At 67.1% G+C, this 25,562-nt stretch carries 26 protein-coding genes; 21 read left to right on the forward strand and 5 right to left on the reverse strand.

Annotated features, from left to right (window positions below; all coding sequences use genetic code 11):
* Positions 1–38: 38 nt before the first annotated feature.
* Positions 39–392, reverse strand: coding sequence for a DMT family protein (locus CVV76_RS00785; RefSeq protein WP_102222709.1), 354 nt, complete (start codon positions 390–392; stop codon positions 39–41).
* 308 nt (positions 393–700) lie between these two features.
* Between CVV76_RS00785 and CVV76_RS00790 the strand changes: the two genes are divergently transcribed.
* From CVV76_RS00790 to scpA, 8 genes are all read left to right on the forward strand, one after another.
* Positions 701–2,233, forward strand: coding sequence for an acyl-CoA carboxylase subunit beta (locus CVV76_RS00790; RefSeq protein WP_102222710.1), 1,533 nt, complete (start codon positions 701–703; stop codon positions 2,231–2,233).
* Between the two features lie 9 nt (positions 2,234–2,242).
* The gene (locus CVV76_RS24875; RefSeq protein WP_158243082.1) at positions 2,243–3,010 is read left to right on the forward strand and encodes a class I SAM-dependent methyltransferase; all 768 of its coding nucleotides are present in this window, start codon (positions 2,243–2,245) and stop codon (positions 3,008–3,010) included.
* A gap of 1 nt (position 3,011) precedes the next feature.
* Entirely contained in the window at positions 3,012–3,440 is a 429-nt protein-coding gene (locus CVV76_RS00800; RefSeq protein WP_102222711.1) for a DUF6497 family protein, read from the forward strand.
* 74 nt (positions 3,441–3,514) lie between these two features.
* The gene (locus CVV76_RS00805; protein ID WP_102222928.1) at positions 3,515–3,979 is read left to right on the forward strand and encodes a hypothetical protein; all 465 of its coding nucleotides are present in this window, start codon (positions 3,515–3,517) and stop codon (positions 3,977–3,979) included.
* Positions 3,980–4,319: 340 nt separating this feature from the next.
* Positions 4,320–4,562, forward strand: coding sequence for a hypothetical protein (locus CVV76_RS00810; protein ID WP_199178455.1), 243 nt, complete (start codon positions 4,320–4,322; stop codon positions 4,560–4,562).
* A gap of 150 nt (positions 4,563–4,712) precedes the next feature.
* Positions 4,713–6,710: an acetyl-CoA carboxylase biotin carboxylase subunit gene (locus CVV76_RS00815; protein WP_102222712.1), complete on the forward strand. Its 1,998-nt coding sequence runs from the start codon at positions 4,713–4,715 to the stop codon at positions 6,708–6,710.
* Positions 6,707–7,342 (forward strand): hypothetical protein, encoded by a 636-nt coding sequence (locus tag CVV76_RS00820; RefSeq protein ID WP_102222713.1) that lies wholly within the window; start codon positions 6,707–6,709, stop codon positions 7,340–7,342. The genes CVV76_RS00815 and CVV76_RS00820 overlap by 4 nt, the downstream gene beginning before the upstream one ends.
* Before the next feature lie 150 nt (positions 7,343–7,492).
* On the forward strand, positions 7,493–9,652 hold the full coding sequence (gene scpA, locus CVV76_RS00825) for a methylmalonyl-CoA mutase (protein ID WP_408607867.1): 2,160 nt from the start codon (positions 7,493–7,495) through the stop codon (positions 9,650–9,652).
* Positions 9,653–9,866: 214 nt separating this feature from the next.
* Here scpA and CVV76_RS00830 read toward each other — a convergent pair whose 3' ends face one another.
* Positions 9,867–10,937 (reverse strand): YeeE/YedE family protein, encoded by a 1,071-nt coding sequence (locus CVV76_RS00830; protein WP_102222714.1) that lies wholly within the window; start codon positions 10,935–10,937, stop codon positions 9,867–9,869.
* 190 nt (positions 10,938–11,127) lie between these two features.
* Between CVV76_RS00830 and CVV76_RS00835 the strand changes: the two genes are divergently transcribed.
* From CVV76_RS00835 to CVV76_RS00850, 4 genes are all read left to right on the forward strand, one after another.
* A complete protein-coding gene (locus tag CVV76_RS00835) occupies positions 11,128–12,372 on the forward strand; it encodes an MFS transporter (protein WP_233192656.1) in 1,245 nt (414 codons plus the stop codon).
* A gap of 5 nt (positions 12,373–12,377) precedes the next feature.
* Positions 12,378–12,917 (forward strand): P-loop NTPase family protein, encoded by a 540-nt coding sequence (locus tag CVV76_RS00840; RefSeq protein ID WP_102222715.1) that lies wholly within the window; start codon positions 12,378–12,380, stop codon positions 12,915–12,917.
* A 125-nt stretch (positions 12,918–13,042) separates the two neighbouring features.
* Positions 13,043–13,915, forward strand: a complete 873-nt coding sequence (locus CVV76_RS00845) for a 50S ribosomal protein L11 methyltransferase (RefSeq protein WP_102222716.1) — start codon at positions 13,043–13,045, stop codon at positions 13,913–13,915.
* A 78-nt stretch (positions 13,916–13,993) separates the two neighbouring features.
* Positions 13,994–14,335: a hypothetical protein gene (locus CVV76_RS00850; RefSeq protein WP_102222717.1), complete on the forward strand. Its 342-nt coding sequence runs from the start codon at positions 13,994–13,996 to the stop codon at positions 14,333–14,335.
* Positions 14,336–14,527: 192 nt separating this feature from the next.
* Here CVV76_RS00850 and CVV76_RS00855 read toward each other — a convergent pair whose 3' ends face one another.
* Positions 14,528–14,740: a DUF1127 domain-containing protein gene (locus tag CVV76_RS00855; protein ID WP_102222718.1), complete on the reverse strand. Its 213-nt coding sequence runs from the start codon at positions 14,738–14,740 to the stop codon at positions 14,528–14,530.
* 332 nt (positions 14,741–15,072) lie between these two features.
* Between CVV76_RS00855 and ruvC the strand changes: the two genes are divergently transcribed.
* The 4 genes from ruvC (at position 15,073) to CVV76_RS00875 (ending at position 17,993) form a co-directional block, all read left to right on the forward strand.
* Positions 15,073–15,603 carry a crossover junction endodeoxyribonuclease RuvC gene (ruvC, locus tag CVV76_RS00860; RefSeq protein ID WP_102222719.1) on the forward strand — a complete coding sequence of 177 codons (531 nt, stop codon included), beginning with the start codon at positions 15,073–15,075 and terminating at the stop codon, positions 15,601–15,603.
* 52 nt (positions 15,604–15,655) lie between these two features.
* Positions 15,656–16,351: a Holliday junction branch migration protein RuvA gene (gene ruvA / locus CVV76_RS00865; RefSeq protein ID WP_102222720.1), complete on the forward strand. Its 696-nt coding sequence runs from the start codon at positions 15,656–15,658 to the stop codon at positions 16,349–16,351.
* Between the two features lie 236 nt (positions 16,352–16,587).
* The gene (gene cysE, locus CVV76_RS00870) at positions 16,588–17,391 is read left to right on the forward strand and encodes a serine O-acetyltransferase (RefSeq protein WP_102222721.1); all 804 of its coding nucleotides are present in this window, start codon (positions 16,588–16,590) and stop codon (positions 17,389–17,391) included.
* A 152-nt stretch (positions 17,392–17,543) separates the two neighbouring features.
* A complete protein-coding gene (locus CVV76_RS00875; RefSeq protein ID WP_102222722.1) occupies positions 17,544–17,993 on the forward strand; it encodes a DUF4174 domain-containing protein in 450 nt (149 codons plus the stop codon).
* Positions 17,994–18,084: 91 nt separating this feature from the next.
* Here CVV76_RS00875 and CVV76_RS00880 read toward each other — a convergent pair whose 3' ends face one another.
* A complete protein-coding gene (locus tag CVV76_RS00880) occupies positions 18,085–18,516 on the reverse strand; it encodes an RcnB family protein (protein ID WP_102222723.1) in 432 nt (143 codons plus the stop codon).
* 388 nt (positions 18,517–18,904) lie between these two features.
* On the opposite strand from CVV76_RS00880, the gene CVV76_RS00885 reads away from it, so the two are divergent.
* Positions 18,905–20,065 carry a M20 aminoacylase family protein gene (locus CVV76_RS00885; protein WP_102222724.1) on the forward strand — a complete coding sequence of 387 codons (1,161 nt, stop codon included), beginning with the start codon at positions 18,905–18,907 and terminating at the stop codon, positions 20,063–20,065.
* An 11-nt stretch (positions 20,066–20,076) separates the two neighbouring features.
* Here the strand turns inward: CVV76_RS00885 and CVV76_RS00890 are convergent, their stop codons facing one another.
* The gene (locus tag CVV76_RS00890) at positions 20,077–21,405 is read right to left on the reverse strand and encodes an NAD(P)/FAD-dependent oxidoreductase (protein ID WP_102222725.1); all 1,329 of its coding nucleotides are present in this window, start codon (positions 21,403–21,405) and stop codon (positions 20,077–20,079) included.
* An 85-nt stretch (positions 21,406–21,490) separates the two neighbouring features.
* Between CVV76_RS00890 and CVV76_RS00895 the strand changes: the two genes are divergently transcribed.
* The 4 genes from CVV76_RS00895 (at position 21,491) to prfA (ending at position 25,536) form a co-directional block, all read left to right on the forward strand.
* On the forward strand, positions 21,491–22,882 hold the full coding sequence (locus tag CVV76_RS00895; RefSeq protein ID WP_199178456.1) for an aminotransferase: 1,392 nt from the start codon (positions 21,491–21,493) through the stop codon (positions 22,880–22,882).
* Positions 22,882–23,844, forward strand: a complete 963-nt coding sequence (speB, locus tag CVV76_RS00900) for an agmatinase (protein WP_102222727.1) — start codon at positions 22,882–22,884, stop codon at positions 23,842–23,844. The genes CVV76_RS00895 and speB overlap by 1 nt, the downstream gene beginning before the upstream one ends.
* Before the next feature lie 4 nt (positions 23,845–23,848).
* The gene (locus tag CVV76_RS00905) at positions 23,849–24,304 is read left to right on the forward strand and encodes a DUF1499 domain-containing protein (protein WP_102222728.1); all 456 of its coding nucleotides are present in this window, start codon (positions 23,849–23,851) and stop codon (positions 24,302–24,304) included.
* 176 nt (positions 24,305–24,480) lie between these two features.
* Positions 24,481–25,536 (forward strand): peptide chain release factor 1, encoded by a 1,056-nt coding sequence (gene prfA / locus CVV76_RS00910; protein WP_102222729.1) that lies wholly within the window; start codon positions 24,481–24,483, stop codon positions 25,534–25,536.
* The last annotated feature ends 26 nt before the right edge of the window (positions 25,537–25,562 follow it).

A 25,562-nucleotide genomic window follows, 5' to 3' on the forward strand; every position in this document is an offset into this window, starting at 1 on the left:
CTTGTTCTAGCCTTTGCAAACCCTTCGCGTCCAGCCCGTCACGCCGCCGCGTTGAAGATGAAGAAGGCGCCGACCGCGATGAAGGCGAAGCCCAGGAGGATATGCCAGTGGAATGCGTTGCCGAGATAGGTGACCGAAAACACCGAGAAGACGAGCAGCGTGATCACCTCCTGTATCGTCTTGAGTTGGGCGGCGCTGAGCACCTCGCTGCCGATGCGATTGGCGGGCACTTGCAGTAGATATTCGAAGAAGGCGATCCCCCAACTCGTGACGATCACCAGCAAAAGGGGCGCGCCCTTGTACTTGAGGTGGCCGTACCAGGCGAAGGTCATGAAGACGTTGGATCCGGTCAGGAGCAGGATGGTGATCAGGGGTGCGGGCAGGGCGGTCATGGGGATCTCTCGCAGGTTGAGCCTTCGGAAACGCTAAGTGGGGCGGGGTGGGTTCCCGCGGGCGAACGCGCGGATTGTAGGCCCGATGCATGACGGCGGGAGGCCCGTTTCGTGGAGTGATTTGCGACTTTGCGATTTGCTCTGCATCTCATGCCAATACTTTGCAAATTTGACGGATTCTCCTTTGGTCCGGCCGCCTTTGCCGCTAGTGTCGCTGCGAGCGAGGGCCGTGCCGGTCCGCGCCGGGCCGGCGTGCCCGGCCCAAGGCGCGGAATGCCCCCCGAAGATGCCAGGGAGTGAGGCCGCCGATGAAGGATATCCTGCAGCAACTGGAAACGCAGCGGGCCGAGGCCCGGCTAGGCGGTGGTGAAAAGCGCATCGAGGCGCAGCACGCCAAGGGCAAGCTGACCGCGCGCGAACGGATCGAACTGTTGCTCGACGAGGGCAGCTTCGAGGAATTCGACATGTTCAAGGCGCATCGCTGCACCGAGTTCGGGATGGAGGAAAGCCGCCCCTACGGCGATGGCGTGATCACCGGTTGGGGCACGGTGAACGGCCGGCAGGTCTATGTCTTCAGCCAGGACTTCACCGTCTTCGGCGGCTCGTTGAGCGAGACTCATGCCGAGAAGATCTGCAAGATCATGGACATGGCGGTTCAGAACGGCGCGCCGGTCATTGGCCTCAACGATTCCGGCGGCGCGCGGATCCAGGAGGGGGTGGCCTCTCTCGCGGGCTATGCCGAGGTGTTCCAGCGCAACATCATGGCCTCGGGCGTGGTGCCGCAGATCAGCGTCATCATGGGGCCATGTGCGGGGGGCGCGGTCTACAGCCCTGCCATGACCGATTTCATCTTCATGGTGCGCGACACCTCCTACATGTTCGTCACCGGCCCCGATGTGGTGAAGACCGTGACGAACGAGATCGTCACCGCCGAGGAACTGGGCGGCGCCTCGACCCACACCAGGAAGTCGTCGGTCGCCGACGGCGCGTTCCAGGATGACGTTGAGGCGATGACCGAGGTGCGCCGGCTGGTCGATTTCCTGCCCGCCTCGAACCGCGAGAAGGCGCCCGTGCGGCCGTTCTTCGATGACGTGAACCGGGTCGAGGAAAGCCTCGACACGCTGATCCCCGACAACCCGAACCAGCCCTATGACATGAAGGAGCTGATCCACAAGGTTGCGGACGAGGGGGATTTCTACGAGATCCAGGAAGATTTCGCCAAGAACATCATTACCGGCTTCATCCGGCTGGAGGGGTCGACCGTCGGCATCGTGGCGAACCAGCCGATGGTTCTGGCGGGGTGCCTCGACATCGACTCGTCGCGCAAGGCCGCGCGTTTCGTGCGGTTCTGCGACGCGTTCGAGATCCCGATCCTGACCTTCGTCGACGTGCCGGGCTTCCTGCCGGGGACGGGGCAGGAATACGGCGGTGTCATCAAGCACGGGGCAAAGCTTCTCTTCGCCTATGGCGAGGCGACGGTGCCGAAGGTAACGGTCATCACGCGCAAGGCCTATGGTGGCGCCTATGACGTCATGGCGTCCAAGCACCTGCGCGGCGATTTCAACTATGCCTGGCCCACCGCCGAAATCGCGGTGATGGGCGCCAAGGGCGCGGTGGAGATCCTCTATCGCAGCGAGTTGGCAGACCGGGAGAAGATCGCGCAGCGGACGCAGGATTACGAGGACCGCTTTGCCAACCCCTTCGTCGCGGCGGAGCGTGGCTTCATCGACGAGGTGATCCAGCCGCGCTCGACCCGCCGCAGGGTGGCGCGGGCCTTTGCCAGCCTGCGGGGCAAGAAGCTCCAGAACCCCTGGAAGAAGCACGACAACATTCCCCTCTGAGGATACGCCATGCCCGATCTCGATGTCGTTCCGCTGGACATCGCAGCCGAGGCGCAGGATCCCGCGATCCGTGCCCTCGACGTGTCGATGTTCGACCGGCAGGATCTGCTCAACATGCTGCTGCAGCGGTCCGAGGTGCTATACGATGTGCCGCGTTACGGGCAGGTGATCAAGGCTTGGGGGCAGGGCGATCCCGCACCCATCGAGGCCGAGATCGACCGGCTGGGCGAGGAGATCGCGCGCCGCGTGGCGGGCGTGATCCATGCCGAGTACCGGGCGATGGCGGTCGCGCTCAAGGATCTTGAGCCGCGCCGTGTGGCGGATATCGGCTGCGGCTACGCGATCTGGGACCTGTTCGCGCATCGCGACCTGGCGTGCGATATCGTGCTGATCGACATCGAGAGCAACGAGCATCGCCATTTCGGCTATGCCGAGGAAGGCGCGGCCTACACAAGCCTTGGCAAGGCGCGGGCCTTTCTCGAAGCGAACGGGGTGCCGGAGGGCAGCATCGTCACCGTCAACCCGACCTCGGAAGAGCTGAAGAAGGCCGGGGTGGTGGATCTGGCGGCCAGCTTCGTCTCCTGCGGGTTCCATTATCCGGCGGCGACCTACCTGGAATTCTTCCGCGGGCAGGTGTCGACCAATGGCGCGGTGCTTCTGGATCTGCGCATGAAGCGGGCCGACGACCAGGTCTGGGATCTGGCGACGATGGGGCCGATCACCTTGTTGCCGGGGCATCCCAAGGCGCGGCGGATGCTGTTGCGCAAGGTCGCCTGAGATGATGCGTCCCGCCCTTCTGGCGCTGCTGGCGCTGACCGCGCCGGCACTGGCGTCCACCGCGCCGGCCGAGACGCCGCCCGCGGCGATGACGCTGCCCTCGGGGCAGGCGGTGACGCTGCACCAGGTGATCTGGCCCGAGGCGCAGGCCGCGGGGGGCGAGCGTCGGCTGCGCCTGCGCTTCGTCGCGCCGCAGATCGCGGCCGGAGCGAAGACTCTGATCGCACCCGAGGCGGCCTCGGACGATCTGCAATATCTCTGCGATCACGTCGCCCTGCCGGCGTTGAAGAAGGATGGACGCGCGGTGGACGAGATCGTCATCACGATGATGGCCAAACCGCTGCCCTTCGGCACGGCGGACCCGAAGGTCCGGCAATACATAGATACCTTCCTGCCCAAGGAAGATCACTGCGAATGGGAGGGGCTTTGATGGCCAAGCACGGGGGCAAAGGGCCGCGGGCCGCGCGAAAGCGGCAGGGCAGCGGCGGCCACCAAGGTGGCGAGATGGTCAAGCACCGCGGCTTTCCCAGCCGCATGACGGGGACGGATTTCCAGTTCACGATCCGCCGCGCCGGCAAGGAGGGCGCGACGAAGATCATCCGGCGCGAGCGTTTCGCCGACCGGCGCAAGGTCGACCGCGAGGCCGACCGCCAGTTCATGGCCGCGCTCTGGGACCACTTCGGAGAGGAGCCGTTCGAGCGTGGCAACCTCGATGCCGGGCGGCTTTCGTGGCTGTTCGGCCGCGAGGTGAAGGCGCTGGACGACCCGTTCGATCCGCAAAGCTACGAGGCGATGCTGCAGATCGACCGTTCGGTCGCCGAGGCCTCCTTTCCCGAGGTCTTCGACCCGAACGCCGGCATGTCGCCGGCCGATTGGGACGATTTCGACTTCGACGACGAGGAGGATGACGATTGGGAAGAGGATGAAACCGGCGGTGACGAACCCGAAAACCGGGGTCGCTCGGCATGAATCCGCGTAAGTCACTGGGAAACCGGCAGGGTTCAGCGCAGATTCCGTTGCGCCGGAAATTCGGCTTTCCCGGTGGCGCGTCCTGCGACATGCTGATGATCGAGGCGCGGTGCACCCATGCCGCGGCTCTGATTTGTCAAGACCGTTACCCTTCCCCTACCCTAAGGCCTGACCCTCCCCGGGTCAGGCCGCCTTTTTTTGCGGTCTCCCATGTCGTGCGACTTTTCCCCTGCGTGAGGGAACCGCTTTTGATCGGGCCGCGTTCCCGGATTGCAAGGCAGGGAGCGCGCGGGGGCATTCGCGGCATCTCCCTGTTGAAAAATATAAAGGAGATGTCGAAATGCAAACTGTTCGTAACTGGCCCGCGACGCTTGGAAAACTGGCCATCGCAGGGGTTCTCGTCGGCTCGCTCGCCGGCTGCTTCGAGAACGACACCCAGCGCGGCGTCGCAGGGGCCGTCGCAGGTGGTGCCGTCGCCGGGGCGACCGGCAACAACGTTGCGACCGGTGCGCTCATCGGCGGTGCCGCTGGCGTGTTCTGCCGCGATACCGGCGCCCAGGCCTGCCAGAACACCCGGAACTGATTTCGCGGCTCCCGCGGCGCGCCTCGCGCGCCCGGGGGGACGCATGATCACCACTCACGATGACGCCATCGCGGCCCGGTGCCGTGGTGGCGTTTTCTTTGTCGCGGAGGCGGCATGGCTTCGCCGCCCCGCAGTTCAGGAAGGGCGGAGATGTTCAAGAAGATCCTGATCGCGAACCGGGGCGAGATCGCCTGCCGGGTCATCAAGTCGGCACGCAAGATGGGCATCCAGACGGTGGCCGTCTATTCCGACGCCGACCGCAACGCGCTGCACGTGAAGATGGCCGACGAGGCGGTGCACATCGGCCCGTCGCCCGCCAACCAGTCCTACATCGTGATCGACAGGATCATGGAGGCGATCAAGGCGACCGGCGCCGAGGCGGTGCATCCGGGCTATGGCTTCCTGTCCGAGAACAAGAAGTTCGCCGAGGCGCTGGAAAAGGCGGGCGTCGCCTTCATCGGCCCGCCCGCGGGCGCGATCGAGGCGATGGGCGACAAGATCACCTCGAAGAAGCTGGCGGCCGAGGCGGGGGTTTCCACCGTGCCGGGCTACATGGGCCTGATCGAGGATGCCGAGGAGGCGGTGAAGATCTCGAACGAGATCGGCTATCCGGTGATGATCAAGGCCTCGGCCGGGGGCGGCGGCAAGGGGATGCGGATCGCCTGGAACGACGAGGAGGCACGCGAGGGCTTCCAGTCGTCGAAGAACGAGGCCGCGAATTCCTTCGGCGACGACCGGATCTTCATCGAGAAGTTCGTCACCCAGCCCCGCCACATCGAGATCCAGGTTCTGGCCGACAAGCACGGCAATTGCGTCTACGTGAACGAGCGCGAATGCTCGATCCAGCGCCGCAACCAGAAGGTCATCGAGGAGGCTCCTTCGCCCTTCCTGGACCCAGAGACGCGGCGTGCCATGGGCGAGCAGGCGGTGGCCCTGGCCAAGGCCGTGGATTATTGCAGCGCGGGCACGGTGGAGTTCATCGTCGACGGGGCGAAGAACTTCTACTTCCTCGAGATGAACACCCGTCTTCAGGTGGAACACCCGGTGACGGAGCTGATCACCGGCATCGACCTCGTGGAACAGATGATCCGCGTGGCCGATGGCGAGAAGCTGCCCTTTGCGCAGGAAGACATCGGCATCAACGGCTGGGCGATCGAAAGCCGCCTCTACGCCGAGGATCCCTACCGCAACTTCCTGCCCTCGATCGGCCGGCTGACACGCTACCGCCCGCCGGAGGAGATGGCCTCGGACAAGGCCGCGGTGCGCAACGACACCGGCGTCTTCGAGGGCGGCGAGATCTCGATGTACTACGACCCGATGATCGCCAAGCTCTGCACCTGGGCCCCCACGCGCGAGGCGGCGATCGACGAGATGCGCCGCGCGCTCGACGGGTTCGAGGTCGAGGGGATCGGGCACAACCTGCCGTTCCTCAGCGCGGTGATGGACCATGAGCGGTTCATCAGCGGCAACATCACCACCGCCTTCATCGCCGAGGAATATCCCGAAGGTTTCGACGGCGTGACGCCCTCGGGGGCCGAGGTGGAGCGGATCGCGGCGGCGGCGGCGGCGATGAACCGCGTCGACGAGATCCGGCGCACCCGCATCTCGGGCCGGCTGGGCAACCACGAGCGGCGGGTGGGCAGCCACTGGGTCGTCTCGATCGCAGGGCAGGAGGTCGAGGTGAAGATCGAGGCCGACAAGCTTGGCTCCACCGTGCGGGTGGGGGAACAATCGCTCCGTGTGGAAAGCGACTGGCGGCCAGGACAGTCGCTGGCGCGGATCATGGTGGACGGAGTGCCGCTGGTCCTCAAAGTCGACCCGATCGCGGCGGGGTATCGGCTGCGCACGCGTGGGGCCGACCTCAAGGTCTATGTCCGGCGTCCGCGTGCGGCGGGGCTTGCGCGGCTGATGCCCGAGAAGCTGCCCCCCGACACGTCGAAATTGCTGCTCTGCCCGATGCCGGGCCTTGTGGTGAAGATCAATGTGGCCGAGGGCGACGAGGTGCAGGAGGGCCAGGCGCTGGCGACGGTCGAGGCGATGAAGATGGAGAACATCCTGCGCGCCGAGCGCAAGGGCGTGGTTTCCAAGGTCAATGCTGAACCGGGCGCCAGCCTTGCCGTCGATGACGTCATCATGGAGTTCGAGTGAGCGAGAGCGCCCATATCGCCGAGGCGGGTCTCTGGGACGCGCGGATCTGGCAGGCGGTGATCGCCGGGGCCGTGGTGGCCTTCGGCTGGTGGGTCAACGGCTGGCAGAACCGCCGCGCCGCGGCCGCCCGCCGGGCGGAGCGGTTGCGCGACGTGCACCGGGCGCTCTTTGCCGAGATCGGGGCGCATCTAGCGAACCTCGGCGGGGCCGAGGCGCTGGACCTCTACGCCGACAGGATGGTGAGCCGGATGGAGGCGGATCCCGCCTTCATCCCCTTCATCCCGCACGAGGCGAACGACCGGGTGTTCGGCGCGGTGGTGGCGGATATCCACATCCTGCCGCGCAGTTCGATCGACCCGGTGGTGGCCTATTACAGCCAGATCGCTTCGGTCGCGGCGTTGGCGCGGGACATGCGCGGGGTGGGCTTCCGCGGGCTGGAACAGCCTCGACGCATCGCGATCTACCGCGATTACATCGAGATGAAGAAGCAGGCCTTCGCCTTCGGGGATTACGCCCTGACGATCATCGACGCCTACGCGAAGGGCGGCAGGGACGGCGCGCTCCGGGCTGAGGCGGCCGAACGCGCAAGGGCCGGGATCAGTACCCCGGGCGCGGACCGGTCCGGCCGGTGACGGGAATGGGGGTGTAGGTGTCTTTCGGCATCTTCATCCTCCGCGTTGAGGCATGGTGACGATCACCGTGCCTTGCACAACAGATATAGGCCCGCGGGGCCGCTGCCGCAAGCACGGCGCGCCCGGCGGAGAGGAGAGAGGGACACCGCGATGAACGACAAGAGACCCGACAACGTGCCCGGCAACATGGACGCATGGAAAGCGCTGGCCGAGAAGGAGTTGAAGGGCAGGTCGCCCGAAAGCCTGACCTGGCACACGCTGGAAGGCATCGACGTGAAGCCGCTCTACACCCAGGCGGACACCGAGGGGTTGGCGCACATGGGCTCGCTCCCCGGTCTTGCGCCCTTCACCCGGGGGCCGCGGGCCACGATGTACGCGGGCCGGCCGTGGACGATCCGGCAATACGCGGGCTTTTCCACCGCCGAGGAATCGAATGCCTTCTACCGCAAGGCGCTGGCCGCCGGCCAGCAGGGGGTGTCGGTCGCCTTCGACCTGGCCACCCACCGCGGCTATGACAGCGACCACCCCCGCGTCGTGGGCGATGTCGGCAAGGCGGGCGTCGCGATCGATAGCGTCGAGGACATGAAGATCCTGTTCGACGGGATCCCCCTCGACAAGGTCTCGGTCTCGATGACGATGAACGGCGCGGTGATTCCGATCCTCGCCAACTTCATCGTCACGGGCGAGGAGCAGGGGGTGGACCGAGCGGTGCTCTCGGGGACCATCCAGAACGACATCCTCAAGGAGTTCATGGTCCGCAACACCTATATCTACCCGCCGGAGCCCTCGATCCGGATCATCGCGGACATCATCGAATACACCTCGAACGAGATGCCGAAGTTCAACTCGATCTCCATCTCCGGCTACCACATGCAGGAAGCCGGCGCGAACCTGGTGCAGGAGCTGGCCTTCACCCTTGCCGACGGGCGCGAATACGTGCGCACAGCGATCAAGGCGGGGATGGATGTCGACAAGTTCGCGGGTCGGCTGTCGTTCTTCTTCGCCATCGGCATGAACTTCTTCATGGAGGCCGCGAAGCTGCGGGCCGCGCGCCTGCTGTGGAGCCGGATCATGGAGGAGTTCGAGCCGAAGAAGCCCGGCTCTTCCATGCTGCGCACCCATTGCCAGACTTCGGGTGTGTCCCTGCAGGAGCAGGACCCCTACAACAACGTCATCCGAACGGCGTACGAGGCGATGTCGGCGGCCCTGGGCGGCACCCAGTCGCTGCACACCAACGCGCTGGACGAGGCGATCGCGCTGCCCACCGAATTCTCGGCCCGGATCGCGCGCAACACCCAGCTGATCCTTCAGGAAGAGACCGGCATCACCAACGTGATCGACCCGCTCGCGGGGTCCTACTACGTCGAAAGCCTGACGGCGGAGCTGGCCGAAAAGGCCTGGGCGCTGATCGAGGAGGTCGAGGAAATGGGCGGCATGACCAAGGCCGTCGCCTCCGGCATGCCCAAGCTGCGGATCGAGGAAAGTGCTGCGCGGCGCCAGGCGCTGATCGACCGGGGCGAGGACGTGATCGTCGGCGTCAACAAGTACCGCAAGGACAAGGAGGACCCGATCGACATCCTCGACGTCGACAACGTCAAGGTCCGCGACAGCCAGATCGCCCGGCTGAAGAAGGTCCGCGCTGCGCGCGACGAGGCGGCCTGCCAGGCGGCGCTGGACGAGCTGACCCGGCGGGCCTCCGAAGGCGGCAACCTGCTCGAGGCCGCGGTCGAGGCAGCGCGGGCGCGCGCCAGCGTGGGAGAGATTTCGATGGCGATGGAAAAGGTGTTCGGCCGCCACCGGGCCGAGGTGAAGACCCTCGCGGGGGTCTACGGTTCCGCTTACGAGGGTGACGAGGGGTTCGCGCAGATCCAGCGCGACGTCGAGGCCTTCGCCGAGGAGGAGGGACGGCGCCCCCGGATGCTGGTGGTGAAGATGGGCCAGGACGGCCACGACCGCGGCGCCAAGGTGATCGCCACGGCGTTTGCCGACATCGGCTTCGACGTCGACGTGGGGCCGCTGTTCCAGACGCCCGAGGAGGCCGCGCAGGACGCGATCGACAATGACGTGCACGTGGTCGGCATCTCCTCGCAGGCGGCGGGTCACAAGACGCTGGCGCCGAAGCTGGTGGAGGCGCTGAAGGCGCAGGGGGCGGAGGACATCCTGGTGATCTGCGGCGGCGTGATCCCGCAACAGGATTACCAGTATCTCCACGACCACGGGGTGAAGGCGATCTTTGGCCCCGGCACCAACATTCCCGAGGCGGCCAGGAACATCCTCGGCCTGATCCGCGCCGCCCGGCGGCAGGGCTGACCCTTTTCGTCCGCTCCGTCCGGCGCGGCCCCATACCGTGCGAGGGGGGCGCTGCCCCCCTGTGACCCCCCGGGATACTTCCGCTCAGAAGAAGGGGAGAGGTCTTGCTTTCTTCTGAGGGGAAATATCCCACGGGGGTGCGGGGGTGTGAAACCCCCGCGGATGCGGTGGGTGCGGGGGTGTGAAACCCCCGCGGATGCGGCGGGAAGGGGGCTCAGGCCTTTGCCGCTAACGCCTCCTGCCGCCGCTGTTCCAGCAGAAGGTCGGTCGCCATGGCGCCGATCCACATGCACAGCAGAGCGAGCCAGGCGGTGCCGGCGAAGATCGAGGTGCCGGTCACGCCGTTGCCGATGGCGCAGCCGCCCGCCAGCATGCCGCCGAATCCCATCAGCGCGGCCCCGGTCATCGCGCGCTTCATGTTGCCCGCATCCTCGAAGCCCCGGAAGGTCAATTCGCAGGCGGCCAGCGCGCCCAGGAAGGCGCCGAGAAACACGCCGGGGACCAGCCCGATGTCGAAGTTGAGAACGGCATCGCGCGACAGGAAGAACATCAGGGTGTTGGCCGAGGGCCCGGTGAAGGTGGCCGAGGTGACGGCCACGGGGTCGAAGCTGACTTGCGACAGCGTGTAGGTCAGGACCCAGCCCACCGCCACGGCGAAGCCCGCGCCCGAGGCGAAGACCAGCATGGCGGCGCCGATCCGGGCGCGGATCGCCAGCGCAAGTGCCAGCCCGGCGATCGCAAGGCCGAGAAGCAGCGCGCCGAGGTGCCCGACCCCGGACCAGGCGAGCAGGTCGAGATTGTGCCCGCCCCCGGTGACCCAGAGTCGCGCGAGCCGGCCGCGGAGCGGAGAGAGCCAGCCGTGCAGGCTCATCTGTGCCACGACGGCGAAGATCAGGCCGGAAACCGCCGAGCGCAGGTTGCCGGTGGCGGCCAGCACCAGAAGCCGCCCCGAGCAGCCGCGTGCCAGCACCATCCCGATGCCGAAGACGAGGCCGCCGATCACCGCGCCGGACCACGACCCCGGCACCGCCATGATCCGCGCCTCGTCCGCGCGCATGAGCCCTGCCAGCTGGGCGCCTTGCACCCAGACCATCGCGGTCGAGAAGGTCAGCAGCCATACCGCAACCCGCGGCCCCATCCGGCCGCGCGCGAATTCCACCGTCGCCGCGCGCAGGCAAAAGGCGGAGCGCTGAGCTGCGACGCCGAAGATTGCCCCCGTGAGGAGGCCGAAGAGCGCGGCGGCATGATGGTCGCCGATACTGTCGATCAGGGGCACGATATCCATGCCGGGCCTCCGCCCGCCTGCGCGGGTGCTGTTCATTGCGGTCATAAAAGTATTCGAATGTTTTTCGTTCAGCATTGATCCAGGTCAGGCGCTTCGCCGTGCGGCGCGGGGCCGGAGAGGTGGGGCGAATTCGGTTTCTGCGCCTGCATTATCCCTCGCCAACCCGAAAAAAAGCGCCTATCCGATAGGCATGGCTCAGGGATTCCGCTCGATCAGCATGGACGAGGCGCAGGCGCTGCCGCGGTGGCGGCGGCCCGAGGCGCTGCTTTATGTCATGGCGGCGGCGATGCCGATCGCCTTCTCGACCTGGCAGGCGCTGCTGAACAACTTCGTCATCGAGGCGGCGAATTTCACCGGTGTCCAGATCGGCTGGCTGCAATCGGTGCGTGAGGTGCCGGGGTTCCTGGCGATCGGCGTGATCCTTGTGCTGATGGTGATGCGCGAGCAGATGCTGGCGCTTATGTCGCTGGTGCTGCTGGGGGCCGCGGTCGCGGCGACGGCCCTGTTCCCGAGTTTCGGCGGATTGCTGGCCACGACGATCCTTTCGTCGATCGGCTTTCACTACTTCCAGACGGTGAACCAGTCGCTGCAATTGCAGTGGATCGACCGGGAGCGCGCGCCGCGGACGCTGGGGCGGATCGTGGCGCTGGGGTCGGCCGCGTCGCTCGGGGCCTACCTCGTGCTGGTGCTGACCTGGCGCCGGTTCGATTTGTCGTTCGAGACGGTCTATGCCGTGGCCGGGGCCGCGACGGCGGTCGCGGCGGTGGTGTGCTTCCTGCTCTATCCGCAGTTCCGCAGCCGCACGCCGCAGCAGGCGCGCTTCGTGCTGCGCCGTCGCTACTGGCTCTACTATGCGCTGCAGCTGGCCTCTGGGGCGCGGCGCCAGATCTTCGTGGTGTTCGCGGCCTTCATGATGGTGCAGCGCTTCGGCTTTCACGTCGACCAGATCACCGTGCTCTTCATCATCAACTATGCGGCCAACATGGTGCTGGCCCCGGTGGTGGGGCGGCTTCTCGGACGGTTCGGGGAACGCTCGCTCCTGACCTTCGAATATGCGGGGCTGCTGGCGATCTTCCTCGCCTATGCGGGGATCTATCACTTCGGCTGGGGGGGCTGGGTGGCGGCAGGTCTCTACGTGGTCGACCAGATCTTCTTTGCGCTGGCCTTCGCCATGACCACCTACTTCCAGAAGATCTGCGATCCCGAGGACATCGCGCCCACGGCGGCCGTCTCCTTCACCATCAACCACATCGCTGCGGTCTTCCTCCCGGTTGCCCTGGGCTATGTCTGGATCCAGTCGCCGGGCGCGGTCTTCGGCCTTGCGGCGGGGATCGCCACGGTCTCGCTGGGGCTGGCGCTGCTGATCCCGCGCCACCCGGCGAAGGGTAACGAAACCCTGTTCTCGCGCCTTCTCCCGGCGCAGCCGGCGGAGTAGGGCGCATGGCGCGCCTTCTGGTCATCGGGGCCAGCGGGGCGGGAACCTCGACGCTGGGGCGCGCGGTGGCGACGATACGGGCCACTCAGCATTTCGACGTCGACGATTTCTTCTGGCGGCCGACCGATCCGCCCTTCACCACCCGCCGCCCGCCGGACGAGAGGCTGCGCTTGCTGTCCGAGATGGTGCTGCCCCGGGCGGAGTGGGTCCTGTCGGGCTCTCCCCTCGGGTGGAGTGCGCCGATCGAAGCGCGGCTGACGCATGCCGTCTTCGTGGCCATCGATCCGGCGGCGCGGCTGGCACGGCTGGAGGCGCGCGAGGCGCGGCGCTACGGCGCACGGATCCGCGAGGGCGGCGATCTGGCAGCACATCACACGGGCTTCATGGACTGGGCGAAGGGCTACGACTACCCGGAATTCACCGGGCGGTCACGGGCCGCGCATGACAATTTCCTCGAGCGGCTGGCATGCCCGGTGCTGGCGGTGGACGGCGCCGAACCGACCGAGGCGCTTGCCGCGGCGGTCTGTGCTTGGCTCGACGGCTGACCTTTTCGTCCCGTATCCGTGTCATCCCGGGAGGAGGGATTGATGGGAAGGGGGCGCCCGCCACGGCGCTTGACCCTGTTGCGTGCGCAAACTAAGGCCTTGCGGGTCCAGAACGGAGGCCCGAGATGCCCACCTATTCCGCCCTTACCACGCTGCCCGGCGAAGCGCCCGCCACCGATCTTGCCGCCGCGATGGAGCAGATGGAGCCGGCGCCCACCGGGGTCGGCGTTTTCGAGATCGAGGACGGCTCGGGCCTGTGGGAGGTGGGCGCCTATTTCGACGATGCCCCCGCCGAGACCGACCTTGCCCTTCTCGCGGCCGCTTTCGGCGCGAAACCCTTCACCGTTTCCGAACTGCCCGAGATCGACTGGGTCGCCAAGGTCAAGCGCGAGCTTGCCCCGGTCGAGGCCGGGCGTTTCTTCGTCTACGGCAGCCATGATGCGGACCGCGTGCCCGAGGGCCGGATCGCGCTGATGATCGAGGCGGCGATGGCCTTCGGCACCGGCCATCACGGCACCACGCTGGGCTGCCTGCGCGCGCTCGACGCGCTCGACCGCCAGGGCATCGCCTGCCACAATGTCGCCGACATTGGCTGTGGCACCGCGGTGCTTGCCATGGCCGCCGCCTCGATCTGGCCGGAGCCGGTGATCGCCTCGGACATAGACGCGGTGGCGGTCGAGGTGGCGGAGGCAAACACCCGCGTGAACGGGCTTGAAGGGCGGGTGGAATGCCTCGAGGCGGTGGGGTTCGCCCATCCCCGGATCGCCGAAAAGGCGCCGTTCGACCTCGTCTTCGCGAACATCCTTATGGGGCCGCTGATCGCGCTGGCGCCCGATATGGGCCGGAATGTGGCGCCCGGCGGACGCGTGATTCTCTCCGGAATCCTCAATGAACAGGCGGAAACCGTGATCAATGCCTATCGCGGCGAAGGGTTTGTCGTCGAAACAAGGCAGGAAATCGGCGAGTGGAGCACCCTGACCCTAATTTTGCCTCAATAGCGGGGGCCTGCCTTATTTGAGCCACATTCTGGACGCAGAACTTGCACCGTGGTGGGGGCCATGTTCGGGAGTAGACCCATGGCCAATCCGAATCTCGTGGACTTCGAGGGACGGCTCAAGCGTATCCAGAAAATCCGCCGGAGTGGCGGTGGGTTCGAGGCCAGCGGCGCACTCGGCCGGTCGGCGTTCAACCGCGCGCCCCGGCGTTCGGTGCCCATCGTCGGGCCGCTGCTGATCGTGCTGATGGCGGTTTTCGCTCTGAAAGCCGTGATCTACGCCAAGATCGGCGAGCGGGCCTATGAGAGCCGCGTCGCGGAGCTGAGCGCCGGCAAGGGCGTGCAGCCGCTCGGCGCCTTCATCATGCAGTCCGATCCGCTGACCGTCGCGCTGGCGCAGAAAGTGCGGCCCTACGTCGATTGACCTTCGGGGGCGTTCCGCGCGGGGGCGTTCCGTCCAAAGGCGTCCTGTCGCGCGGGCGCGGGAAAGCGCGTTTCGAAATCTGGCTCCTGAAATTCAAAACGCCGCGTCCCGATCCCGGGCGCGGCGTTCGTGTCTTCGCGTATCTTCGCCCCCGGCCATCTGCCGGGTGCCTCCGGTCCGGCGCTTAGGGCGTCAGGCCCGGCGGCTGGAGAAGTGATCGATGTCACCGCGGCACAGGCCGATATCGTCAAGCTCGCGGTCGGTCAGCTTGTCCAGCGCGTTGCGGGTCAGGCGGGTGTCGTTCCAGTCACGCAGTGCGTGAACGATGGTCGAAAGACCCTGGATCGTGCGGAACGTGGTGATGGCGCCGAAGGGCGCCGTGCGGGTCGTCTCGTAGGCGGCCATGGCGGATTTCCTTTTTCATAAAGCGCCCAACATGTGGGCATGTCGTCTTCCTGATCGGCAGATAGATGAGCGGTTTGGACTCGGCAAGCGGGGGAATTCGCATGGGTGGGTTGCGTTTTTCGCATGCCTCTCGCGGGCGTTTGGGCCTTGTTTACAAGGCGTTTACGGCCACCTTGAAATCCGTCGCATTCAGACATCGCAACGCCGCTTTCCGCCCGGATTTCGGCGTTCCCCGCCATCCGCCCTGTTGCAGGGGCCGGGCACGCCGTGCTGGCGAATGTTCGCTGTTCGTGCTACTGCGTCGAAAAAGACACAAAAATTGAGGGGGCAGCATGCGCGTTTTGGGGATCGACCCCGGCCTGCGCAACCTTGGCTGGGGGGTGATCGACGTCGACGGCACCCGGATCAGCCATGTCGCGAATGGAATCTGTCACTCCGATTCGGGTGATCTGGCGCCCAGGCTGCTGTCGCTGCATGGCCAGCTGACCGAAGTGCTGCGCATCCATGGGCCGACCCATGCGGCGGTGGAACATACCTTCGTCAACAAGGACGGCGTGGCGACGCTGAAGCTGGGGCAGGCGCGGGGCATCGCGCTTCTGGTGCCGGCGCAGTTCGGGTTGCCGATTGGCGAATATGCCCCGAACGCGATCAAGAAGGCCGTGGTCGGCGTGGGGCACGCCGCCAAGGCGCAGATCGACCACATGGTGCGGCTGCAGCTGCCGGGCGTCGTTCTGGCCGGACCGGATGCGGCGGACGCGCTGGCGATCGCGATCTGCCATGCCCACCACCTGCAATCCTCGGGCCGGTTCGAGGCGGCTCTCGCACGGGCGACCTCGGGCGCCCGTGCGGGGGCGGCGCGATGATCGGCGCCCGCGCGAAGGCCGCGCCGATCGACATACGCGCGGAGGCCGCGCGATGATCGGCCGTATCGCCGGACGGATCGAGTATCGCGGCCCCGACCACGTTCTGATCGACGTGCGCGGCGTGGGCTACATCGTGCACGTCTCTGACCGCACGCTTGCGGCCCTGCCGGGGGTGGGCGAGGCCTGCGCGCTCTACACCGACCTTCTGGTGCGCGAGGACCTGCTGCAGCTCTTCGGCTTCCCGACTCTGCTGGAGAAGGAGTGGCACAAGCTTCTGATGAGCGTGCAGGGGATCGGCGCCAAGGCCTCGATGGCGATCCTCGGCGCGCTGGGGGCCGAGGGCACGGCACGGGCGATCACGCTGGGGGATGCCAAGGCGATCACCGCGGCGCCGGGGGTCGGCCCCAAGATCGCGCAGCGCGTGGTGATGGAGCTGAAGCAGAAGGCACCCGCGGTGATGGCGCAGGCGGGGCGGCTGTCGGGCGGGGCCGTGCCTGATGCCGACGATGCGGTGATCGAGGAGAGCGCGCCGGCAAGGCCCGGCACGCTGCGCAAGGCGCCGGCCGCGCCCAGCGATGCGCAGCGCCGCGCGGCGGCCTCGGCCGATGCGCTCTCGGCGCTGGTGAACCTCGGCTACGGTCATGCGGATGCCGCCGAGGCGGTGGCGATCGCCGCCGAGGCCGACCCGTCAGCGGAGGCCTCGGCCTTGATCCGTGCGGGTCTCAAGCACCTGGCGCCGAAGAACTGACCGGGCGACATGGCTCCCAGGCAAGACGTCTTGTCTTCTTCTGAGCGGAAATATCCCGGGGGGTGCAGGGGGCAGCGCCCCCGCCGGCCCGCCCTCGCCACCTGGCGCGCCCGTCCGGCCCTTGCGCCGCGCCGGGGCGATTTCGCCTCACGCCCGGTGAATATTCTTTGAACGTGCCGATCCGCACCCTATCTGCTACAACACCCGTGAAGCAGCGAGCGTTAGGGAGACGGCGCATGGCACGTTTGAGACCTCAGATCACCGCCGTCGATCCGGTCTGGACCCGGGTGCTCGACGAAGCTCAGCAGGCGCTCGACGAAGAGCCGCTTCTGGGCGGCATGCTGCATTACAACCTTCTGCACCACGAGACCCTGGAAAGCGCACTGGCCTATCGTTTCGCGCTCAAGCTGGCCTCGGGGGAGCTGGGCGAGCAGATCCTGCATGAGATCGCGTCGACGGCCTACGGTGCCGATCCGGCACTGGCTGAGGCGGCACGGGCCGATCTGATGGCGAGCTACGAGCGCGATCCCGCCTGCCACCGCTACCTTCAGCCGATCCTTTATTTCAAGGGGTTCCAGGCGGTGCAGGCCTATCGCGTGGCGCATTGGCTGCTGGGGCAGGGGCGCCGCGACATGGCGTTGTTCATCCAGTCGCGGGTATCCGAGGTGTTCAGCGTCGACATCAACCCGGCGGCGAAGATCGGCAAGGGGATCATGATCGACCACGCCCATGCCATCGTCATCGGCGAGACCGCGGTGGTCGGCGACAACGTCTCGATGCTCCATTCGGTGACCCTGGGCGGGACCGGCAAGGAAGACGGCGATCGCCATCCCAAGATCGGCGACGGCGTGCTGATCGGCGCCGGGGCCAAGGTGCTGGGCAACATTCACATCGGGGCGAATTCGCGGGTCGCGGCCGGGTCGGTCGTGTTGCACGACGTGCCGCCCTGCAAGACCGTGGCCGGGGTCCCCGCCAAGGTCGTGGGCGATGCCGGCTGCTCGCAGCCGTCCGTCTCGATGAACCAGCTTCTGAAGGAGTGATCCCCGGCGGTCGCCTTTCTGGCGGTCGCTTCCCGGGATTTGATCGTTCGGGGACTGAGGTCCGGTGCAGGGTGCGCGGATCGCCGCCTGCGGACTGATCCCTGAGACTGCCTCGTGCGTTATCCATTGGGAGATCTGCACAGGAGGCTCAGATGTTGAAGCTATTCAGGACATCCGCTGCCGGGATCGCACTTGCCGCGGCCTGTTTCGCGGCGGTCGGCGCAACAGGTGCTGCGGCCGCGGCGGAGGTGTTTCGACCGCTGCCGCCGGACAGCGGCAACCTCGACCAGTATCGCTGGAACAAGCGGGTGGTCATGATCTTCGCGCCCTCGCCACAGGATCCCAAGTATCGCGACGTGACCGAGGCGCTGCGCGCGCGGGCGGCGGGTCTGGAGAACCGCGACCTCGTGGTTCTGACTGACACCGATCCCAAGGCTCAGGGGCGTCTGCGCGCGGCGTTTGACGTGCGCGGATTCCGGATGCTGCTGGTGGGCAAGGACGGGGGCGTCAAGCTGGACGAGGGGGCCGTGATTTCTCCGGACATGCTGTTCCAGACGATCGATGCGATGCCGATGCGGCGCGACGAGATGCGTAAGGGCTGATCAGGCGGGGACTGACTGTGCGGGGGCTGATCATGCGAAAGGGGCGGCCACTGCCGCCCCCCTCGGGATGCTTGGCGATGTTGTCGCCGGATCAGTTGTTGGCGAGCAGCACCGCGGCGAGACCCACGACCGAGACCACGGCGAGGGTGTTGTCGTTCACCAGCACGACCCGACCGTCGACACGCTCGTAATGCGTGTGGGCGCGGGGCTTGGGCAGGTGGTGGTATTTCTTCGACCACGAGATACGCTCGCCATGCGCGTGCTGGCCGACGCGGGGCGCCGACGCGCGGTGGTTGTCGGCATGCTGCTGCGTCTTGTGGCTGTCACGCGACTGGGCGTGCTGGGGCGCCTTTTGATCTTTGCGGTGGCTGTCGGACCGCTGCTGCGGCTGGCATTTCTGACCGGGCGCGCAATGCGAGGCGCCGTTGGAATGGCTGTCGGCCATCGCCGGGGCGGAGACCCCGAGACCGAGGGCGATAGCGGCGCCCATCAGGGCGGTGCGGGTGAAAGTTGCCTTGCGCATCGCAAGTCTCCTTCTTCTGTGTTCGCGTCCACACCGTACTGCTTCGGCGTGCTTCCAAGACCACAAACGCGCGGCGGCCACGGTTCGGTCGCAAGATCTTTGAGTGACGTTACGTCACCATTTGATTCTATTGCGAAAATTCTTGCAGCGCCTTGGCGCCAGAAAGGTGGCACGGGTGGCAAAAGGGGCCGATTGAGCCATGCCGAGGGGGGCGGTTCGAGGGCTCTGCCGGGGGCCTTCCCATGCATGGGGCGGCGGGTCGGCGCGCAGAAGAGGTGGAGGCTGCCGGAGCTTCGTCCCGGCTTCCCGCATCCACCTCACGCGACGGTGCTTGCCCTTCCGCGCCGATGGTGAGACGAAGACGCGTCGTTTCCAGCCCGAGGTTCCAATGCCCGTGATCAATCGCATTGCCGACTACGCCGAAGAGATGAAGACGTGGCGCAGGTACCTTCACGCGCATCCGGAGCTCATGTTCGACTGCCACGAGACGGCCGCCTATGTCGCGGCGCGGCTGCGAGAGTTCGGCGTCGACGAGATCCATGAGGGGATCGCCACATCGGGGATCGTGGCGATCATCAAGGGGCAGGGCACGGGGCCGACGATCGGGCTTCGGGCCGACATGGACGCGCTGCCGATCGTCGAGACCACGGGGGTCGAGCATGCCTCGACCGTGCCGGGAAGGATGCATGCCTGCGGCCATGACGGGCACACCACGATGCTTCTGGGGGCCGCGAAGTACCTGGCCGAGACGCGGCGGTTCGCGGGGCGCGTCGCGCTGCTGTTCCAGCCGGCGGAAGAGGATGGCGGCGGCGGCCAGGTCATGGTGCAGGAAGGGGTGATGGACCGGTTCGGCATCTCGCAGGTGTATGGCATCCACAACGCGCCGAACGTGCCCCTTGGTCATTTCCTGACCAACCCGGGGCCCCTGATGGCGGCAGTGGATACGGCGACCGTGACCGTCACCGGCAAGGGCGGCCACGGCGCCAACCCGCACGAGACGGTGGATCCGCTGGTTGCCGTCGTGGCGATGGTGCAGGGGGTGCAGACGATCGTGTCGCGCAATGCCAACGCGCTGGAACCGGTGGTGATCTCGGTCACCCAGATCCACGGCGGCACGGCGTCGAACATCATCCCCGAGGAGGCGATGTTCTGCGCCACGATCCGCAGCTTCGACCCGGACCTGCGCGAGATGATCCGCCGCAGGTTCCACGAGATCGTGGAGGGCACCGCCACCGCCTACAACGTGACGGCCGAGGTCGATTACGACTGGGGCTATCCCGCCACCGTGAACGACCCCGACAAGACCGATTTCGCCGTCGCCGTGGCCGAGGAGATCTCGGGCGCCGCTGCCGTCGAGGGGCACGCGGGGCGCGAGATGGGGGCGGAGGATTTCTCCTACATGCTGGAGGCGCGGCCCGGGGCGTACCTGTTCATCGGCACCGGGCCGGGGGCGGGGCTGCACCATTCGCGATACGATTTCAACGACGAGGTGGCGCCGGTGGGGGCCAGCTTCCTCGCCCGTCTGGTCGAGACGGCGCAGCCGCTCTGACGGGGCTCTGATCAGCCTTTCGGCAGCGGGCCGTCGCGGAACTCTGCCGCCATGTAGGCGGTGGCGAGGGCGGTGCGCCGGAAGGCGGGCACCGGAAAGCGCCGTGGCGGGGTGGCGATGAGGTCGGGGATCTGCGGGTTCGCCCCCGCGATCAGCCGCGCGGCCAGGCGTCCGCCCTGGCTGGCCGGCGCGACGCCGCTGCCATGCCAGCCGAAGGCCGCGTACATCCCCTCTGCGCCCGGGACAGGCCCGACATAGGCGGCCAGCGACCCGGTGAGACAGACGAACCCCGCCCAGCGGCTTTCCGTCTCGACCCCGCGCCATGCCGGGAACATCGCATCGAAATGCTCCCGCACGCGGACCTGCGTGGCCGCCGTCGCTGCGGGCGCCGCCGAGGTGCCCCCCCGCATCCCGAACAGGAACCGACCGTCGGGCAGATGGCGGAAGTAGTGCAGCGCGGTGCGGGTGTCGAAGGACATGACCGGCGTGGTGAAGCCCTGCGCCTGACGCTCTGCCTCGGTCATCGGCCGCGTCACCATGATCGAGGACAGCGTGGGCAGGTTGCGCCCGCCCAGCCACGTCGGGATGTCTTCGGACGAATAACCGTTGGTCGCGACCAGGACGGTTCTTGCCGTCACCGAGCCCTCGGGTGTGTCCAGTCGCCACTCCGCGCCCTGCCGCGCGATATGCAGGACCGGGCTGTCGCCGAAGATCCGCACACCCGACCCGGCGGCGACCTTCGCCAACCCCTCCACATATAGCATCGGATGCAGCGGAAAGCCGTCGCGCACGACCAGTGCGCCGTGAAATCCGGGGCCCGCCATGCCCTCGGACGCCAGCTGCCCCGGGCCGATCAGCCGTGACTCGGGCTCCGACTTCGCCTGTTCGACCAGCGCCTTGAAGGCGGAGGGCGAATGGGCGAGCGAGGCCTCTCCGTCCGGGCCCTGCCGCGCGTCGATGCCGTGTTCGTCGAGGAAGGCGCCCACCCCCTCGATCGCCTCGACGCCGAAGCGGTGAAAATCACGCGCGCCATCCACGCCCACGCGGCGCACGATCCCCCGATGGCTCAGCTTGGTCGCGCCAAAGCAGCAGAAGCCTCCGTTCCGCCCCGAGGCGCCCCAGCCCGGCTGCACCGCGTCGACCACAGCCACGTCGATCCCGAACCGGGTGGCCAGCTCATGCGCGGCCGACAGCCCGGCATAGCCCGCGCCGATCACCGCCACCTCGGCGGTCTGCCCGCCCTCCAGCCGGGGCGCGGGCACAGGAAGGGGGGCCGAGCGGCGCCAGTGGCTGTCGGGCCAGGCGGTGTCGTAGGCTTCGGGCTCGTAGATCCGTTTCATCGCTCACCTGTGCGAAAAGGAGGGGCTGGCGCCCGGCCATAGGTCGGCTAAGGTGGCGCGGATTTCAACATCAATGGAGCACCTCATGGTGTCGAACAGCGTCGCCGCCGCGGTCTGGGAAGCCGACCGCGCGCATTTCCTGCACCCCTGGACGAATTTCGGTCCTTTCGAGGACAAGGGCTCGATGATCATCGAGCGCGGCGAGGGCTGTTACCTGTGGGATGCGAACGGCGCGAAGTATTTCGATGCTGTCGGGGGCATGTGGTGCACCAACATCGGGCTGGGCCGCGCCGACATGGCGCAGGCGATCGCGGGCCAGGTGATGAAGCTGGCCTATTCCAACACCTTTGTCGACCAGACCAACGCGCCGGCCGCCCTGCTGGCGCAGAAGCTGGCGCAGCTGGCGCCGGGTGATCTGAATCGCGTCCACTTCACCACCTCCGGGTCCGCCGCGATCGACACCGCCTATCGGCTGGTGCAGTTCTATCAGAGCTGCCGCGGCAATCCCGACAAGATGCAGGTCGTCGCGCGGGAACAATCCTATCACGGCTCCACCTACATCGCCCAATCCATCGGCAAGCGTGACGGCGACCGGGTGGCCCAGTTCCGCTACAAGGAAGACGGCATCCACCACCTGAGCTGCCCCAATTCCTACCGCGCGCCGGACGGGATGGACGCGTCCGCTTTCTGCGACCACCTCGTCGCGGAATTCGAGGATCTGATCGCGCGCGTCGGTGCCGACCGCATCGGCGGCTTCTTCGCCGAGCCGATCCAGGCGTCTGGCGGCGTGATCGTCCCACCCGAAGGGTACCTGCCGCGGATGGCCGAAATCTGCCGCCGCCACGACATCCTGTTCATCGCCGACGAGGTCGTCACCGCCTTCGGCCGCCTCGGCCACTGGTTCGCCTCGATGGATGAATTCGGCATCCAGCCCGACGTGATCACCTGCGCCAAGGGGCTGACCTCGGGCTACCTGCCGCTCGGCGCCACCATCTTCTCCGACCGGATCTGGGAGGCAATGGCCGAGGACGGCAGGCGCTGGTTCACCTCCGGTTTCACCTATTCCGGCCACCCGGTCGCCTGCGCCGCGGCGCTGAAGAACATCGAGATCATCGAGGCCGAGGATATCCTCGGAAATGCCCGCCGCGTGGGGGGGCTGTTCGAGACAGCGATGAAGGGGCTTTCCGACCTGCCCATCGTCGGCGACGTCCGCGGCCGCAAGATGATGATCTGTGTGGAAAACGTGGCCGACAAGGCGACGAAGCGGCTCTTGCCCGAAAGCCTGGGCATCGGCACGCGCATCTCGGACGCCTGCGAGGAGATGGGGCTGATCGTCCGGCCCATGGGGCACAACAACGTCATGTCGCCGCCCCTCGTGATGACCGGCGACGACGTGGACTTCATCGAGGCCACGCTGCGCCGGGCGATCGTCAAGGTCACGGACCAGCTAGTGAAAGAAGGCGTGAGGATCGGCTGATGGCACTGGAAGATGCGAAGACGCAGGTCGATACGGCCTTCACCCGGTCCGACCTCAAGGGGCTGGCGTTCGAGAACGCCTTCGGTGGCGCGCCCTCGTTCCTGCGGCGGAAATATTCCAAGGATCTCGCCGGGGTGGACCTGGCGATCACCGGCGTGCCCTTCGACCAGGCGGTGACGCACCGCCCCGGCACCCGCTTCGGCCCCCGGGCGATCCGCGAGGCGTCGGCCCTGCAACCCTACGATCCGCCCTATGGCTGGGGCTTTTCCCCGCTCGAGGAGCTGGCGATCGTCGATTACGGCGATCTGGCCTTCGACTATGCCAAGGTGTCGGACTTCCCCGACACCCTGACCGCGCATATCCGCGGCATCCTGGCCGAGGGCGCGGGGAGCGTCACACTCGGTGGCGACCATTACATCAGCTACCCGATCCTGAAGGCCTATGCCGAAAAGTTCGGGCCGATCTCGCTGATCCATTTCGATGCGCATTCCGACACCTGGCCGGATGACGACCTCAGCCGTATCGACCACGGCACGATGTTCTACAAGGCGGTGAAGACCGGGCTGATCGACCCCGCCCGCTCGGTCCAGATCGGCATCCGCACCCATAACGACGACACCCTCGGGATCAACATCATCGACGCGCCCGAGGTGCACGAGACGGGCCCGAAGGCCGTGGCCGCCAAGGTGCGCGAGATCGTGGGGGACAGCCCCTGCTACCTGACCTTCGACATCGACGCGCTGGATCCGGCCTTCGCGCCCGGTACCGGCACGCCGGTCTGGGGCGGCCTGACCTCGGCCCAGGCGGCGGCGATGCTGCGTGGCCTTGCGGGGATCGACCTCAAGGGCGGCGACGTGGTCGAGGTCTCGCCTCCCTTCGACACGACAGGTGCCACCGCGATCATGGGCGCGCATGTGGCGACCGAACTGATCTGCCTCTACGGCTGGACGCGGCGGGGATGACCGGATGCTGCGCTGGTTCGCGACCCTCCTGATCCTCGTGGTGGCCTTCGCCGCCGCCTGGGTCAGGTTCTCGCCCAACCCGCCCCGCGCCTGGGCCGTGGATCCGCTGGTCGCGGGCCGGCCCCACCAGCCCAATGGCTGGCTGATCCGCCCCGAGGGCGGCGATATGGCCGCCCCGGTCTACCGGATCCCCGCGCCGGAGCTTGCCACGCGCCTCGAGGAGGTGGCCCTCGCCACCCCGCGCACCCGCCTGATCGCGGGCTCGGCCGCAAGCGGCCAGATGACCTTCCTCACCCGTTCGCTCATATGGGGCTTCCCGGATTTCACCTCGGTCAAGGTCCTCCCCCTCGGCGAGGCCAGCACCTTCGCCGCCTACGCCCGCGCTCGCTTCGGACGCTCCGACTTCGGCGTCAACAAGGCGCGCTTGCTGCACTGGCTCGCCGAGCTTTCGGCTCCCTGACCTCGCCGCGTGGGGGGGCGTCGAGGTGGTCTGCGTATTTGCGGAACAATGAAAGGGGAGAGGCGGGCCCCACCCTTCTTCTGAGCGGAAATATCTCGGGGGTGCAGGGGGCAGCGCCCCCGCCGCCGCACTCCCCGCTCTTGACCAAGCGGTTCAATAGCGCCACAGACCGACCCATGGTTCCGATGGACAAACTCGCCCAGATCACGCAGCGCTTCGAGTTCCTCGAGGCGAAGCTGTCTGCCGGCGCGCCGCCTTCAGAGATCGCCGCACTCTCGCGTGAATATTCCGAACTGAAGCCGGTTGTCGTGCAGATCGCCGCCTACCGCCAGGCGCGGGACGACTACGACGAGGCCGAGGCGATGCTGTCGGATCCAGAGATGCGGTCTCTGGCCGAGGAGGAGCTGCCCCGCCTCAAGGCCCGCATCCCCGAGATGGAACAGGCCCTGCGGCTGGCGCTCCTGCCCAGGGACGCGGCCGACGCCCGCCCCGCGATCCTCGAGATCCGCCCCGGCACCGGCGGAGAGGAGGCTGCGCTCTTTGCGGGGGATCTTCTGCGTATGTACCAGCGCTATGCCGAGGCGCAGGGCTGGAAGGTGCAGATCCTGGAGGAGACCGAGACCGAGCTTGGCGGCATCAAGGAGGTGACGGCCCTCATCTCCGGCGAGGGGGTGTTCTCGCGGCTGAAGTACGAATCGGGTGTCCACCGGGTGCAGCGTGTGCCAGAGACCGAGGCGGGGGGGCGCATCCACACCTCGGCCGCCACGGTCGCCGTCCTGCCCGAGGCCGAGGAGGTCGACATCGACATCCCCTCCGGCGATATCCGCATCGATACGATGCGCGCCAGCGGGGCAGGGGGGCAGCACGTCAACACCACCGATTCGGCGGTGCGGATCACCCATATCCCCACCGGGATCGTCGTGACCTCGTCGGAGAAATCGCAGCACCAGAACCGCGCCATCGCCATGCAGGTGCTGCGTGCCCGCCTTTACGACATGGAGCGTGCCCGCGCTGATGCCGAGCGCGCCGCCAGCCGCAAGAGCCAGGTCGGCTCGGGCGATCGGTCGGAACGGATTCGCACCTACAACTTCCCGCAGGGCCGGATGACCGACCACCGCATCAATTTGACGCTCTATCGCCTCGATCAGGTGATGCAGGGCGACCTGACCGAGGTGATCGACGCGCTGATCGCCGATGACCAGGCCCGAAAGCTTGCCGAGATGGAAGGGTGACTGGTCCCCACGACACTGGTCCCCGC

The sequence above is a fragment of the Acidimangrovimonas sediminis genome (assembly GCF_002871005.1).
GTDB classification, from domain to species: domain Bacteria; phylum Pseudomonadota; class Alphaproteobacteria; order Rhodobacterales; family Rhodobacteraceae; genus Acidimangrovimonas; species Acidimangrovimonas sediminis.

Bases quoted from the DNA above. Each gene is read 5' to 3' on its own strand.
- prfA (WP_102222729.1), top strand. From the start codon at position 24,481: ATGGTTCCGATGGACAAACTCGCCCAGATCACGCAGCGCTTCGAGTTC.
- CVV76_RS00810 (WP_199178455.1), top strand. From the start codon at position 4,320: ATGCAAACTGTTCGTAACTGGCCCGCGACGCTTGGAAAACTGGCCATC.
- speB (WP_102222727.1), top strand. From the start codon at position 22,882: ATGGCACTGGAAGATGCGAAGACGCAGGTCGATACGGCCTTCACCCGG.
- CVV76_RS00875 (WP_102222722.1), top strand. From the start codon at position 17,544: ATGTTGAAGCTATTCAGGACATCCGCTGCCGGGATCGCACTTGCCGCG.
- CVV76_RS00805 (WP_102222928.1), top strand. From the start codon at position 3,515: ATGGTCAAGCACCGCGGCTTTCCCAGCCGCATGACGGGGACGGATTTC.
- ruvA (WP_102222720.1), top strand. From the start codon at position 15,656: ATGATCGGCCGTATCGCCGGACGGATCGAGTATCGCGGCCCCGACCAC.
- CVV76_RS00895 (WP_199178456.1), top strand. From the start codon at position 21,491: ATGGTGTCGAACAGCGTCGCCGCCGCGGTCTGGGAAGCCGACCGCGCG.
- CVV76_RS00840 (WP_102222715.1), top strand. From the start codon at position 12,378: ATGGCGCGCCTTCTGGTCATCGGGGCCAGCGGGGCGGGAACCTCGACG.
- CVV76_RS00845 (WP_102222716.1), top strand. From the start codon at position 13,043: ATGCCCACCTATTCCGCCCTTACCACGCTGCCCGGCGAAGCGCCCGCC.
- CVV76_RS00815 (WP_102222712.1), top strand. From the start codon at position 4,713: ATGTTCAAGAAGATCCTGATCGCGAACCGGGGCGAGATCGCCTGCCGG.
- ruvC (WP_102222719.1), top strand. From the start codon at position 15,073: ATGCGCGTTTTGGGGATCGACCCCGGCCTGCGCAACCTTGGCTGGGGG.
- CVV76_RS00850 (WP_102222717.1), top strand. From the start codon at position 13,994: ATGGCCAATCCGAATCTCGTGGACTTCGAGGGACGGCTCAAGCGTATC.
- CVV76_RS24875 (WP_158243082.1), top strand. From the start codon at position 2,243: ATGCCCGATCTCGATGTCGTTCCGCTGGACATCGCAGCCGAGGCGCAG.
- CVV76_RS00800 (WP_102222711.1), top strand. From the start codon at position 3,012: ATGATGCGTCCCGCCCTTCTGGCGCTGCTGGCGCTGACCGCGCCGGCA.
- CVV76_RS00890 (WP_102222725.1), bottom strand. From the start codon at position 21,405: ATGAAACGGATCTACGAGCCCGAAGCCTACGACACCGCCTGGCCCGAC.
- CVV76_RS00785 (WP_102222709.1), bottom strand. From the start codon at position 392: ATGACCGCCCTGCCCGCACCCCTGATCACCATCCTGCTCCTGACCGGA.
- CVV76_RS00830 (WP_102222714.1), bottom strand. From the start codon at position 10,937: ATGGATATCGTGCCCCTGATCGACAGTATCGGCGACCATCATGCCGCC.
- CVV76_RS00855 (WP_102222718.1), bottom strand. From the start codon at position 14,740: ATGGCCGCCTACGAGACGACCCGCACGGCGCCCTTCGGCGCCATCACC.
- CVV76_RS00790 (WP_102222710.1), top strand. From the start codon at position 701: ATGAAGGATATCCTGCAGCAACTGGAAACGCAGCGGGCCGAGGCCCGG.
- CVV76_RS00885 (WP_102222724.1), top strand. From the start codon at position 18,905: ATGCCCGTGATCAATCGCATTGCCGACTACGCCGAAGAGATGAAGACG.
- cysE (WP_102222721.1), top strand. From the start codon at position 16,588: ATGGCACGTTTGAGACCTCAGATCACCGCCGTCGATCCGGTCTGGACC.
- scpA (WP_408607867.1), top strand. From the start codon at position 7,493: ATGAACGACAAGAGACCCGACAACGTGCCCGGCAACATGGACGCATGG.
- CVV76_RS00835 (WP_233192656.1), top strand. From the start codon at position 11,128: ATGGCTCAGGGATTCCGCTCGATCAGCATGGACGAGGCGCAGGCGCTG.
- CVV76_RS00905 (WP_102222728.1), top strand. From the start codon at position 23,849: ATGCTGCGCTGGTTCGCGACCCTCCTGATCCTCGTGGTGGCCTTCGCC.
- CVV76_RS00880 (WP_102222723.1), bottom strand. From the start codon at position 18,516: ATGCGCAAGGCAACTTTCACCCGCACCGCCCTGATGGGCGCCGCTATC.